This window comes from Sphingobacterium cavernae (assembly GCF_008520265.1).
Taxonomy (GTDB): Bacteria; Bacteroidota; Bacteroidia; order Sphingobacteriales; family Sphingobacteriaceae; genus Sphingobacterium; species Sphingobacterium cavernae.
In genome coordinates this window covers 1-13,385 of record NZ_VIQM01000055.1, presented here as the reverse complement: position 1 = coordinate 13,385, position 13,385 = coordinate 1, and the positions used below count along the sequence as shown (strand labels likewise).

The following is a 13,385-nucleotide window of genomic DNA, read 5'->3' as shown; positions in this document are numbered from 1 at the left end:
TGTACCTTAAAATAAGCTATAGCCTACACTAATAGTCCAAAGATTTAAAGTTTGTTTTCCAGCAGTTTCATTTCTGCTAATATTACCTAAGCCATATTCATAACGTAAATCCACAGCAAAGTTGCCGAAATCAACACCAGTACCTGCAACCACAGCAGCGAATTTGTCTTTATAATCTTTTACGCCCTCATTAATGAATCCTGAGGCACTCTCTTTGTATGGGTTTTTTTCATCTACAACAAATGAAAATAATGGGCCAGCTTGTAATTTAATCTTCGCAAAACCAACAGGGAATTTTGTTCCGATTAGGATAGGCACATCAATATTTGTGAATTTTATATCACCCTTTAGTAAATCTGAGCCAGCATCACCGGCTTCTGGATGTACCGTAGCACTTTTGCTCGTGAAATATGCTTCCGGTTGAATGTGAAATTTGTTTCCTCCAATTCTACCCCAAATACCTGCTAAATAGCCTACACTATTCTCATTTTTGAAGATAGTAGCATCAGTTTCTAATTTTGTAACATTAAAACCTGCTTTAATACCTAATTTAAGGTCTTGCGCATAAGAAATGCTTGAAGCTAGAATAGCTATAAATCCTAATAATATTGTTTTTTTCATATAATAAATGTTATTTTAGACCATCAAAATTATAAATTCATTCACTAAATTATGTCAATCCTTAAAATTACAAATTCCGATTGGGAAATTCTTAAAATAAAGCTTCAACGTAAGTATAATCACTTATCAGCAGAAGATCTATCTTATAATGAGGGCGAAGAAAATTTATTGATCAACAGATTAGCGAAACGTTTGAAACGTACGCAGGAGTATGTTATCTTCACGCTCTCAAAGCAATTAGCAGATTTGACAAGTAATAGATTGTAACAAGTCATATGGAAATTAGTTGGGCTGATTTTGAAAAAGTTGATTTACGCGTAGGGACTATTCTTGGCGTACAAGATTTTCCAGCAGCGCGCAAACCAGCATATCAGTTGCAAATTGATTTTGGTGAAGCAATAGGAATTCGTAAATCGAGTGCGCAAATAACAAAGCATTATACGAAGGAAGAATTGCTCGGAAGACAAATCGTGGCTGTAGTGAATTTTCCGAAGAAACAAATCGGAAAATTTATGTCCGAATGTTTAGTTACAGGTTTTGCTGACGCAAATGGCGATATTGTGTTGACAAGTGTAGAACGAAAATTGCCAAATGGGGCAAAATTAATATAAGAATGCTAATATATAATTTTGAAGAGGGAGCAGAAAGTATCAATGTAGATGAAATCTACATGAAAGAAGCTTTCAAGCTTGCTCAAAAAGCTTATGAAGAAGATGAAGTGCCGATTGGTGCTATTATTGTAAGTCAAGGAAAAATAATTGGAAAAGGTTATAACCTAACCGAACGACTTAACGATGTGACGGCGCACGCCGAAATGCAAGCTTTCACCTCTGCCGCAAATTTTCTAGGTGGAAAATATTTGAAAGATTGTACATTATATGTCACTGTCGAGCCATGCGTGATGTGTGCGGGTGCTTCTTACTGGACTCAGATATCACGAATTGTATATGGTGCAAAAGATGAGAAGCGTGGTTACGCCTCTATCAATCCAAAAATTATTCATCCCAAAACACAACTTACTACTGGCGTCTTAGAAGCGGAATGCAGTGCTTTGATGAAGCGTTTTTTTCAAAGTAAACGCTAAATTTTTTCACAAAATGGCATTAAAATGAAACATTACGACGTACGAATTGTTATATTCGTATTGTCTTTTAATATTAAAATTCGATAATTTAAAATTAAGTAACTATGGCATTTGAATTAGAAGCGTTACCATACGCAAATGACGCATTAGAACCTCATATTGATAAAGATACGATGGAAATCCATCACGATCGTCACCACCAAGCTTATGTAGACAACTTGAACAAAGCTATCGCTGGTACGGACGCAGAAAATGCTTCATTAGAAGATATTTTGGCAAATATTAGTAAATACCCTGCTGCTGTTCGTAATAATGGTGGTGGTCACTATAACCACAAATTGTTTTGGTCTATCTTAGGTCCAAATGCAGGTGGTGAGCCTACAGGTGAATTAGCTGATGCTATTAATGCAACTTTCGGTTCTTTCGCAGAATTAAAAACACAATTGCAAAACGCTGGTGCTACGCGTTTTGGTTCGGGTTGGTCTTGGTTGATCGTTACAGCTGATGGTAAATTAGCGGTTACTTCTACACCAAATCAAGATAATCCATTGATGGATGTGGCAGAAGTAAAAGGTACGCCTATCTTGGGTATTGATGTGTGGGAGCACGCATACTACTTAAAGTATCAAAACAAACGTCCAGCTTATTTAGATGCAATCTTCAATGTTATCAATTGGGATGCAGTTGCAGCAAATTACGCAGCAGCTAAATAATTTGGATCTTATACAAGATTTGAAGGCGACATCTTAGTATGTCGCCTTTATTGTTTAAATTGGAGGTAGTATGAAATCATTTAGTTTTATCATATTAAGTATATTTTTATGCAGTGCCTTTTCTTGTCAAAGCAAATCGAAAATGCATAAGCAATACGTAAAAGTAGAAGGAAGTCAAATGGAAAATAAAGAAGTAGCCATCTTAGCAGGTGGGTGTTTTTGGTGTGTAGAAGCACCATTATTGTTGTTGGGAGGTGTAGACACTGTGGTCTCTGGATATATTGGCGGGCACACAGAAAATCCAACTTACGCGCAAATTAGTACAGGAAATACTGGACACGCAGAAGCGGTAAAGGTAACTTATGACACGACGAAAATTACTTTTGATGAATTGTTGGAAGTATTTTTTACGATGCATGATCCGACACAATTGAACCGTCAGGGGAATGATGTGGGCACACAATATCGTTCAGCAATATTCCCTGTGAACAAAGAGCAGGATGAGAAATCTCATTATTACATCGAAGAACTAAATAAATCAGGCGCTTTTGAAAGACCTATTGTTACGACTATCGAATTTGCAGACATATTTTATCAGGCAGAAGATTACCACCAAAATTATTACAACAACAATCCAAATGAGATGTATTGCCAATTGGTAGCTCGTCCAAAAGTAGAAAAAGTGAAGAAAGTGTTCGCGAATAAACTAAAGAAGAAGTAGATTCGACGCATGAAACCGATTCAATTTACCGTTTCTGTTTACGGCGAAGGTGTTTTTGCTGTTTTAGAGGATAAAAAGGAAAATTTTTATAATTATTATCATCGCCATGATGAGGCGCAGGTGACTTATATCCTGCGTGGTAAAGGCACGATAATGGTCGGTAATGTCATGCAGTCTTTTCAGTCGGGTGATATTTTTGTATTAAAGCCTAATGAACCGCACATGTTTGACCGTGAAGTTGAAGCAGAAGAGGAGAAAGGAGACATTCACGCCATTCACATCTTTGTGAATCTCGAGCGGATGAAAAAATTATATCACATTCCGGAATTTGAGTCAGTTCGCGATTATTTGAATGAATTGCATACCTCAAAAATGTTGGATCGTTCGATTTCCGAATCTATGATGCATTTCTTTACCAATCTCATGGTAAAGACGGGGATGCCACGTTTTACAGAATTTTTGCAACTGTTACATGCTCTGACACAACATCGTCATGATGCAGTTTCATTATATTCTGGTGTGCGTGATATGAGTTATTCGGACAAAGATGGTGTACGCATCTCTCAGGTTTACAAATATACTTTCGACAAATATCAAGAAGATATTTCTGTTGACCAAGTGGCTTCATTAGTGCACATGACGCCAACTTCTTTTTGTAAATTTTTTAAGAAGCATACGATGAAAACGTATATTACTTTTTTGAATGAAGTCCGTATTGAGAAAGCGTGTCAAATCTTATTAAACAATAAATCAGAAAATATTTCAGAAGCAGCTTTTCAAGTTGGCTTTAATAATATTGTACATTTCAATCGCGTTTTCAAAGCGATAACTAAAATGTCACCTAAAAAATATATTCAAGCGCATAGCGTAGAGATGTAAGTTTAGCAATTTGAACTTTTGATTCAAGAAAGCGCGAAATTCAAAGCTTCATAAAATAATAAGAGAATCCTCCTAACTTCGGAATAATTAATTATACTTTCATTTCGAACGAAGCGTAGCAAAGTGAGAAATCTAAAGACTTGAGGATTTTAATTTCTTATTTTCTACTTCTAGCCTCTTCATAGACTTCTCTGTCGAAGTGACAAATACATACTACGTATTTTTAGATAGCGGTTTTTACTTTTAAATTTACTTTTTTAACTTAAATTAGCTTGTAATTCGATAAAATCCAATAACTTATCTATTGAAATGATAGAATATGTTTATTGATGGATAAATAGGGTAAAGCGCTCTTAAGGCTTTCTATGTAAATTTACATCAAATAAATACGATTATGTTAAAAGGATTTTTCAATGTTCCGGCTCCAATTAACGAGCCCGTATATTCATACGCTCCAGGTACCAATGAGCGCGCATTATTGAAAGCTGCAATTGCGGAGGCAAGAGCGCAAGAAATTGATGTTCCAATGTACATTGGTTCGGAAGAAGTTCGCACGGAGAATAAAGCAAAACTTACACCTCCGCACGATCACCAACATGTATTGGGTTATTATTCTCAAGGTACAAAACAACATGTCACGGATGCAATCAATGCGGCTTTAGCTGCTAAAAATGATTGGGAAAATCTTCCTTGGGAGCAACGTGCTGCAATTTTCTTGAAAGCTGCAGAGTTAATCTCTACAAAATACCGTTATAAATTGAATGCGGCTACGATGTTGGGTCAATCGAAAAACCCATATCAAGCTGAAATCGATTCAGCATGTGAAATCATTGATTTCTTACGTTTCAACGTAAAATACATGTCTGAAATATACCAACAACAACCTCCAGCAAATAGCAAAGGTATATGGAATCGATTAGAGCAACGTCCTTTAGAAGGTTTTGTTTTTGCTTTGACACCATTCAACTTTACTGCAATTGCGGGTAACTTGCCTACATGTGTAGCGATGATGGGTAATGTAGTAGTATGGAAACCATCAAATACACAGATTTATTCAGCTAATGTATTGATGCAAATTTTCAAAGAAGCTGGTCTTCCTGATGGCGTTATTAACTTAGTATATGTTTCTGGTCCTGACGCTGGTGATGTTATTTTCAAACATCCTGATTTTGCAGGTATCCACTTTACAGGTTCTACAGGCGTATTCCAAGATATTTGGAAAACTATTGGTGAGAATATTCATTTGTACAAAACTTACCCTCGCATAGTAGGAGAGACAGGTGGTAAAGATTTTATCGTAGCACATTCTTCAGCTGATATCAAAGTATTGAATACAGCTTTAGTTCGTGGTGCTTTCGAATTCCAAGGACAAAAATGTTCAGCTGCTTCACGTGCTTATATTCCGCAATCATTATGGGGAGAGTTGAAAGACTTGATGGATGCGGATATCAAATCATTCAAAATCGGTGGGACAGAAGATTTCTCTAACTTCATCAATGCTGTTATTGACGAGAAATCTTTTGACAAAATCACAAAATATATCGATAGAGCGAAAGAATCTGCTGATGCAGAGGTGGTAATTGGTGGTGAATATGATAAATCAAAAGGTTATTTCATTCACCCAACAGTTATCTTGGCGAAGACTCCTGATTACGAAACATTATCAGAAGAATTGTTTGGCCCTGTATTAACTATCTATGTTTACGAGGACGAGAAATTCGAAGAAACATTGAAATTAGTTGATTCTACGTCGATTTATGCGTTAACAGGATCCATTATCGCACAAGATCGTTACGCTATCGACCAAGCTACACATGCATTACGCAACGCTGCAGGTAATTTCTACATCAACGATAAATGTACAGGAGCAGTCGTTGGTCAACAACCATTCGGCGGAGCGAGAGGTTCTGGTACAAACGATAAAGCGGGTTCGATGATCAACTTATTACGTTGGGTTTCTCCACGTACGATTAAAGAAACATTTACTCCAGATACGGATTATAGATATCCATTTTTATCTGAAGAATAATAGATATTAGATGGTTGATTAGGTTGTAAAGCTTCGAGATTTTCTCGGAGCTTTTTTTGGTGTGCTCGGCATGGGCGATAACTCTAGGGTGCAAGTCCCGAACACGCCATTACAGTTGGAAGTGTTAGCCGAAGGAAAGGGTGTCCACCGTGAGGTGGAATCTGAAGGAAGCATTAGGCAAACTTTCGGTCTGACGGACAGAAACTACATATAAGGCCTAAGCTGCTGGATGAGGTTGCAACACAAACTAAAGTCCTATACTGTACAGAAGCATCAAGGTAAATGTAGCAGACACATGAGATGAAAGTTATCGTTCTTACCCGGGGAGATCTCACAGACTTGTGGAAGTTTTTTTTCAGAAGCAAGGAGTAAAGCTAGCTGTGAGAAGTCAGCCGATTTCGTACTTGCTTACGGCAAAGCAAGGAAGGAATGAACCTTAAGTTAGTGATCAATACATGAGAATTACCTAATGAAGGACAGAATGCAGAAAATTGATAACGTTTATCAACCTGATCACAAAAGAATAGGGCGGAACCCGAATGCTATGTGGGAGGGCAGACTTTTATTGGGATGATTGCGAATAATCTCACAGACACAAACACACGAGTAGATGGACTTTTAGAACAACTTCTTAGCCGTCAGAACCTAAATGCTGCCTATGTACAAGTGGTCGGTAATCGTGGTGCTTGCGGTATCGATAAGATGGGCGTCGAATCCTTAGGGGGTTATCTTAGAGAGCATAAGGAGAAACTTTTAACATCCATCAAGCAGGGGAATTATTCTCCTTCTGCAGTAAGACGTGTCGAAATTCCTAAAGACAATGGGTCAAAGCGAATGCTGGGCATCCCCACAGTAGTTGATCGGCTCATCCAGCAGGGCATTAGTCAAATCCTGACACCAATCTACGAACCTGAATTCAGTGACCACAGCTATGGTTTTCGTCCGGGTCGCAACGCGCATCAAGCGCTTCTCAAATGCAAGTCATACATTCAACAGGGGTATAATTATTCCGTAGACATGGACTTAGAGAAGTTCTTGGATACGGTGAATCACAGTAAACTGATTGAATTATTATCACGCACGATCAAAGATGGAAGACTGATCTCACTTATCCATCGATACTTGAGAGCAGGTGTAGAAATAAACGGAAGGACTAAAGTAACTACAGAAGGTGTACCTCAAGGAGGCCCACTAAGCCCACTTTTGAGCAATATTATGCTTGATGAACTGGACAAAGAACTGGAATCTCGAGGACACAAATTTGTACGTTACGCTGATGACCTTATGATACTTTGTCGTAGTAAACGGAGTGCCTCACGGGTTATGGAATCGATCACAAAATTTGTTGAAGGTAAGCTGATGCTTAAGGTCAATAAAGAGAAAAGCGTCGTTCGTCATGTATCCAAGATTAAATTTCTAGGCTATAGTTTCTACAATTACAGAGGGGAGTGGCGCTTACGTATTCACCCTAAAAGTCTAGGGAAGATGAAAGCTAGGATTAAATGCCTAACGGGCCGCAGTCGAGGTTGGAGCGATGAACAGCGAATTCTCTACTTGAGGGAATACCTCACAGGCTGGATGCACTACTTTAAACTCTCGGACATGGGGAGTAATCTCCGGGATATGGATAAATGGTACCGTCGTAGGTTACGTATGGTCAAATGGAAACAATAGAAACGAATCAAGACTAAAATCACGAACCTGGTGCAACTAGGCGTGAGTAAGTACAAGGCGTATGAATGGGCCAACACAAGGAAAAGTTACTGGCACACAGCAAAAAGCTGGATACTGACAACAACCCTTTCCAACGACTATCTTAAACAACTGGGATACCCATCTTTACTGGCAGAATACAAGCGAGTTTGTGTTACAACTTAGGGAAGCGCCGTATACCGAACGGTACGTGCGGTGCGGTGGAAGGTCGGAACGGGAATTAATCCCGTTCCTCCTATCCGATTTTCTTTTTAAGATTTTAATATTGAAACTATTTCAAATGATACTATTTGTCATGATCGAATAATTACTGTTTTTATTTGAATTTTGTTACTTTTCTGCGTATCAATGACTTGTTGTTTATGCAATCGTTTTCGTTTTATTGTATCTTTATATTCCCATAATATTGAAGTAATATTGGAAACGCTAAAGCTCAGTTATGATATTAAGCTAATTACAATTATACATTCATTTACTTATGAACAATAGATTTAGAATACCTTTTTCTTTTAGAAAGGTAACACCCTTAGCGGCAGCGTTGATGCTGACTGCGACGGTTCCTAATGCATCTTTCTTGTTTGCAAATGGTCAGATTTCTTTGCAGACTAATATTGAAATTCAGGAAACCATTTCAGGTAAAATTGAAGATGCAAACGGTCCTGTAGCAGGTGTAACTGTTTCATTGAAAGAAAACCCATCTGTAGTAACTACGACTAATGCTTCTGGACAATTTACAATTAATGCTGCAGTAGGGCAGTCATTAATTGTCCGTGCAGTTGGCTATACTACTGTTACCAAATTAATTAGTTCAAACTCTTTAAACATTCGCCTTGAAAGTACAACAGAGTCATTGGATGAAGTAGTAGTTGTTGCTTTTGGTACACAAAAGAAAGAAAACTTAACGGGTGCTGTCTCATCTATTACACCTAAACAGTTAGCAGAGCGTCCAGTAACCTCATTGCAGAATGCATTGCAAGGGATTTCTCCAGGTATCACGGTATTGAGCCGTCCAGCAGAAGTGGCGAAAGGAAATACGGGAAGTATTACGGTACGTGGACGTTCCAATTTGGGATCTCCTTCCCCAATGTTCATTATTGACGGTATTCCGGCTACAGGAGCAGAGTTTGCAGCATTGAGTCCTAATGATATTGCAAGTATGTCTGTGTTGAAAGATGCGGCTTCAGCTTCATTGTATGGTTCACGTGCAGCTAATGGTGTCATCTTAGTTAATACAAAAAATGGCGGTGGAGACCGTGCTGTCGTAGGCTTTTCTGCTAATTACGGTTTGCAAAGTGCGACCTTTTTACCACAATATGCTGATGCGGTGGAGTATGCACACTTGTACAATAGATCCATGAGAAATGCCGGAAAAAATGAAGTATTCTCTGCTGATATTATTGAAAAATATAAAAATGGGTCTGAACCAGATTTGTACCCAAATACAGATTGGTTTAGCGAAGTGTTAAAATCTACAGCGCCGCAAAAAGATATGGGTGTAAATATTACTGCACCAGGAAAAACAACCAAATATTATTTAGGATTAAATTATTTTGATCAACAATCATTAGTACCAAGCCGCTCTCAAAAGCGTATCAATACGAAATTCAATACAGATACAGAAGTTGTAAAAGACATTTTGAGAATAGGAAGTAATTTTTCATTCTTAAAGCAAGATTATGACAGAACGGGAAGTGATATCTCATGGTGGGAAATGGGAAGAGCATTGCCAATGACTGTATTGAGACATTCAGATGGTACTTGGGGTTCAATATCCAATGGAGCGGCTAATGCTACAATTGCGGGTAATAATCAATTGCGTGCAATTCAAGAAGGTGGTAGAGGCACTAATCGTGACAATTATTTACAAGCAGCATTGAATGGTTCATTGACTCCGTTAAAAGGTCTTTCTATAGACGGTTTGGTTTCATTGAAATACACCAATTCAAATACTTTCAGTTTTGCGAATACGACTACTCCAGTTATCAATTTCTTGACAAAACAAGAAATGGGGACGACTTCCAACAAAATCAACCAAATGACGGAGTATTGGGGCAAGCGTGAAGAGTTGTTGTTGCAAGGGACAATCAACTACGAACGTACTTTTGGAGACCACTTCGGAAAGGCAACTGTCGGTTCTTCGCAAGAATCGAATGTATACCGTGAAGCATTCTTGGGTCGTAAGAATTTCTTAAATAATGATTTGAATACGATTGCTACAGGTTCTTCGGCTACGGCAGATATGAGTAGTGATGGGAATGGTCTTGCGAACAGAACCAGACAAGAGGAATGGGCTATTCGTTCTTACTTTGGACGTTTTAACTATGCGTTCAAAAATAAGTATATGTTCGAAGCAAACGCACGTGTAGATTATTCTTCACGTTTCGCTCCTGAACATAGAAAAGCTGTTTTCCCTTCGTTCTCTGCGGGTTGGAATATTGACAGAGAATCTTTCATGGATAACGTTAGCTGGGTTGATGCATTGAAATTGAGAGGATCGTGGGGATCTTTAGGTAACCAAGATGTCGTAACAATTGGTAATTACTTCAATACTATTGCCATAGGTTCTAATTATAATTTCGATGGTGTAGCAGTAGACGGAGCACAACAAAATGCACATGTAAACTATGCGGCACTTTGGGAAAAAGTATATATGACTAACGTTGGTATTGATGCAACTATCTTAGGTGGAAAAATCAATTTGACTACGGATTATTTTATCAAAAACACCAAAGACATCTTATTACAACCCGTGACGTTGGCAACTTTGGGCTGGGGAACAGCGGCGTTTGCTAACCAAGGACAAACACGTAACCGTGGTATCGAAGCCGTAGTGACTTACAATGGTATTGTTGGGGATGAATTCAAATATTCCGTATCAGGTAATATCTCATACATTAAAAATGAAATCTTAAGTCTTGGTGATTTTAATGAAAGTGTAAGCGGCTATTGGATTAATAGAGTTGGATCTTCAGTAGGTGACTATTATGGATATAAATCAGATGGTTTATTTACATCGCAAGAAGAAATAGATGCGCATCCAAGCCAAACTGCAATTGCAGGTAATTCCAAAGTTGGTGACATCAAATATGTGGATGTAAATGGTGATGGTGTGTTGAATACCGATGATAGAACAATCTTGGGAAATGATGTACCTTGGGTAAACTATGGTTTCAATTTTAAAGCAGCTTACAAAGATTTCGATATTGATGTATTGACTTATGGCGTAGCGGGTGTAAAAACTTATATGGAAGGCGAAGCTGTTCAACCTTTCTTCAACAATGGTAATGTTAAATCGAATTGGTTGAATAATGGCTGGACAGAGGAAAACAATGTAGCAAACGCAGATTTCCCGCGAATCACTACAGTGGCTGATGCTCCTCAAAACTATATCACATCAGATTTCTGGTTATTCAGTGGTAATTATTTCCGCATTAGAGCGATCACATTAGGCTATACTTTCCCTACTGAATCTATTACTAAAATAGGTATGTCTCAATTGCGTGTTTTTGCTTCTTCAAATAACCCATTTACGGTGTTAGGTGACAAACGTTTAGGAGATTTCGATCCAGAAACTGGCTCTGGTCGTCCAGGATACCCAGGTTTGAAAACGTTTTCATTAGGAGTGACAGCTAGATTCTAATACTTAATTAAGATAATTACATGAAAAATATACTATATTTTGCATTGGCAGGAACATTAATGTTAGGATCTTGTCAAAAAGACTTTTTAGAAAGAGCACCTCAAAATTCAGTGCCTGAAACATTATTTTGGAAAACGGAAAATGATGTGTACTTAGCCGTGAATGCGTTGTATGCGGAATTGCCAGGTGAAGGTTTGATGTATGAAGATGGTGCTGCCGATATTGCACATGCGCAATATCCTTGGGAAAGTACATCTACAGTGATCTCTTCAGGTATTGTTCCAACGACAACAAATGCAGGTTGGAATTTTGTAGGCATTCGAAAAGCAAATTACTTTTTGGCGAATGTTGACAAAGCTGCACTGGATGAAGGTTTGAAAAATAGATACAAAGCTGAAGTTCGTTTTGTGCGTGCATTGAAGTATGTAGGTTTGGTCAATAAATTTGGAGATGTACCGTTGATTACAAAAGAGCTTTCTCTACCAGAATCTAATGTTCCACGTAATGCTAAAGCTGAAGTTGTTCAATTTATTTTGGATGAATTGACGGAAATCGCTACTATCTTGCCTACATCCTACACATCAGGTCGCTCCAATGAAATTGGTCGTATTACAAAAGGTGCTGCGTTAGCTATCAAAGCACGTGTAGAACTGCAAGAGTCCAAATGGGCTGAGGCAGCAAATACTTCACGTGAAATCATGACATTGGGTTATGAATTATTCAATGTAAATGCGGAAATAGATGCTTTAGATTTGAAAGATGATTATTCGAAGTTTGTAGATTTTGCGGATGCTGAAGATGAGAAGAAATTCCGTCTTGGATTACGCAGTTACGAAAGCTTATTTCACGAAGCTAATGAAGGAAATAAGGAAGTGATATTGGATAGACAATATATTGAGCAACTGCAGCCACAGTACACAAATACCTATTTGCCAGAAGGCGGTATTGGAGGCTGGAGTTCATTGACCCCAACGCAAAATTTGGTAAATGCTTACCAATCGTATAAAACTGGAGAATCAGTTGCTGTACCTACAAATGCGCAAAGAGCAGATCGCTATAAAAACGATTTAAACGCATTTTTGGAAGAGTATAAAAATCGTGATCCTCGTTTCTATGCGACAATATTGTTCGAAACAGCACCATGGTCTGCAGTAGATGATAAAGCGCCATATACGTTCAAATGGGTTGCCGGTGGAAATAATATGTCTAAAACAGGATATAATTTTAGAAAATTGGTAGATCCAAAAGCAATTCGAGATCGTATCGCAAACCACGCTAATTTTATCATAATTCGTTATGCAGAAGTGTTATTGACATTCGCCGAAGCCCAAAACGAATTGTCAGGTCCAAGTGCAGAAGTGTATGCGGCATTAGATCAAATCCGTCAGCGTGCAGGAATGCCAAAAGTAGATCAAGCAAAGTATGCTTCCAAAGAATCTTTGCGTCAGCTTATTCGCAATGAAAGATTGGTCGAGCTAGCATTAGAAGGTCACCGCTATGTGGATATTCGTCGTTGGGGTATTGCACCGCAAGTAATGAATACGATTTATGATTTAAACAATAGTGTTGCTCAGGCACGCGTGTGGGAAGATAAATTGTGGTTGATGCCAATTCCTCAAAAGGAAATTGACAATGCACATGGCGTATTAGTACAAAATGACGGGTATTAATTATTAGTTAAATCCTGTGTAAGTATATAACTTACTGTAATTTTAGAAGGGGTGTTCATAATATATGGACATCCTTTTTTTTGGTGCGCCCGGCATGGGCGATAACTCTAGGGTGCAAGTCCCGAACACTCCATTACAGTTGGAAGTGTTAGCCGAAGGCAAGGGTGTCCATCGTGAGGTGGAATCTTAAGGAAGCATTAGGCAAACTCTCGGTCTGACGGACAGAAACTACATATAAGGCCTAAGCTGCTGGATGAGGTTGCCAAACAAACTAAAGTCCTATACTGTACAGAAGCATCAAGGTAAATGTAGCAG

At 38.3% G+C, this 13,385-nt stretch carries 12 protein-coding genes; 11 read left to right on the top strand and 1 reads right to left on the bottom strand.

The features are described 5' to 3' along the window. Positions 1-6 precede the first annotated feature (6 nt). On the bottom strand, positions 7-621 hold the full coding sequence (locus tag FLS47_RS11390; RefSeq protein ID WP_149914500.1) for a porin family protein: 615 nt from the start codon (positions 619-621) through the stop codon (positions 7-9). 51 nt (positions 622-672) lie between these two features. Between FLS47_RS11390 and FLS47_RS11385 the strand changes: the two genes are divergently transcribed. The 11 genes from FLS47_RS11385 to FLS47_RS11340 all read left to right on the top strand — a co-directional run bounded on the left by FLS47_RS11385 (position 673) and on the right by FLS47_RS11340 (position 13,070). After that, a complete protein-coding gene (locus FLS47_RS11385) occupies positions 673-888 on the top strand; it encodes a hypothetical protein (protein WP_149914499.1) in 216 nt (71 codons plus the stop codon). Positions 889-896: 8 nt separating this feature from the next. Beyond that, the gene (locus FLS47_RS11380) at positions 897-1,232 is read left to right on the top strand and encodes a tRNA-binding protein (protein ID WP_149914498.1); all 336 of its coding nucleotides are present in this window, start codon (positions 897-899) and stop codon (positions 1,230-1,232) included. Positions 1,233-1,234: 2 nt separating this feature from the next. After that, positions 1,235-1,705 carry a nucleoside deaminase gene (locus FLS47_RS11375; RefSeq protein WP_149914497.1) on the top strand — a complete coding sequence of 157 codons (471 nt, stop codon included), beginning with the start codon at positions 1,235-1,237 and terminating at the stop codon, positions 1,703-1,705. A gap of 104 nt (positions 1,706-1,809) precedes the next feature. After that, positions 1,810-2,418: a superoxide dismutase gene (locus FLS47_RS11370; RefSeq protein WP_149914496.1), complete on the top strand. Its 609-nt coding sequence runs from the start codon at positions 1,810-1,812 to the stop codon at positions 2,416-2,418. Positions 2,419-2,560: 142 nt separating this feature from the next. Further along, positions 2,561-3,139 carry a peptide-methionine (S)-S-oxide reductase MsrA gene (gene msrA, locus FLS47_RS11365; protein WP_223225251.1) on the top strand — a complete coding sequence of 193 codons (579 nt, stop codon included), beginning with the start codon at positions 2,561-2,563 and terminating at the stop codon, positions 3,137-3,139. Between the two features lie 9 nt (positions 3,140-3,148). Then, positions 3,149-4,018: an AraC family transcriptional regulator gene (locus FLS47_RS11360; protein WP_149914494.1), complete on the top strand. Its 870-nt coding sequence runs from the start codon at positions 3,149-3,151 to the stop codon at positions 4,016-4,018. Between the two features lie 394 nt (positions 4,019-4,412). Beyond that, positions 4,413-6,047 carry an L-glutamate gamma-semialdehyde dehydrogenase gene (pruA, locus tag FLS47_RS11355; RefSeq protein ID WP_149914493.1) on the top strand — a complete coding sequence of 545 codons (1,635 nt, stop codon included), beginning with the start codon at positions 4,413-4,415 and terminating at the stop codon, positions 6,045-6,047. 70 nt (positions 6,048-6,117) lie between these two features. After that, positions 6,118-6,261 (top strand): hypothetical protein, encoded by a 144-nt coding sequence (locus tag FLS47_RS18285; protein WP_188347420.1) that lies wholly within the window; start codon positions 6,118-6,120, stop codon positions 6,259-6,261. Between the two features lie 356 nt (positions 6,262-6,617). Next, positions 6,618-7,721: a group II intron reverse transcriptase/maturase gene (gene ltrA, locus FLS47_RS11350; protein WP_223225250.1), complete on the top strand. Its 1,104-nt coding sequence runs from the start codon at positions 6,618-6,620 to the stop codon at positions 7,719-7,721. 517 nt (positions 7,722-8,238) lie between these two features. Further along, a complete protein-coding gene (locus tag FLS47_RS11345) occupies positions 8,239-11,400 on the top strand; it encodes a SusC/RagA family TonB-linked outer membrane protein (RefSeq protein ID WP_149914492.1) in 3,162 nt (1,053 codons plus the stop codon). A gap of 20 nt (positions 11,401-11,420) precedes the next feature. Further along, positions 11,421-13,070, top strand: coding sequence for a RagB/SusD family nutrient uptake outer membrane protein (locus tag FLS47_RS11340; RefSeq protein ID WP_149914491.1), 1,650 nt, complete (start codon positions 11,421-11,423; stop codon positions 13,068-13,070). The last annotated feature ends 315 nt before the right edge of the window (positions 13,071-13,385 follow it).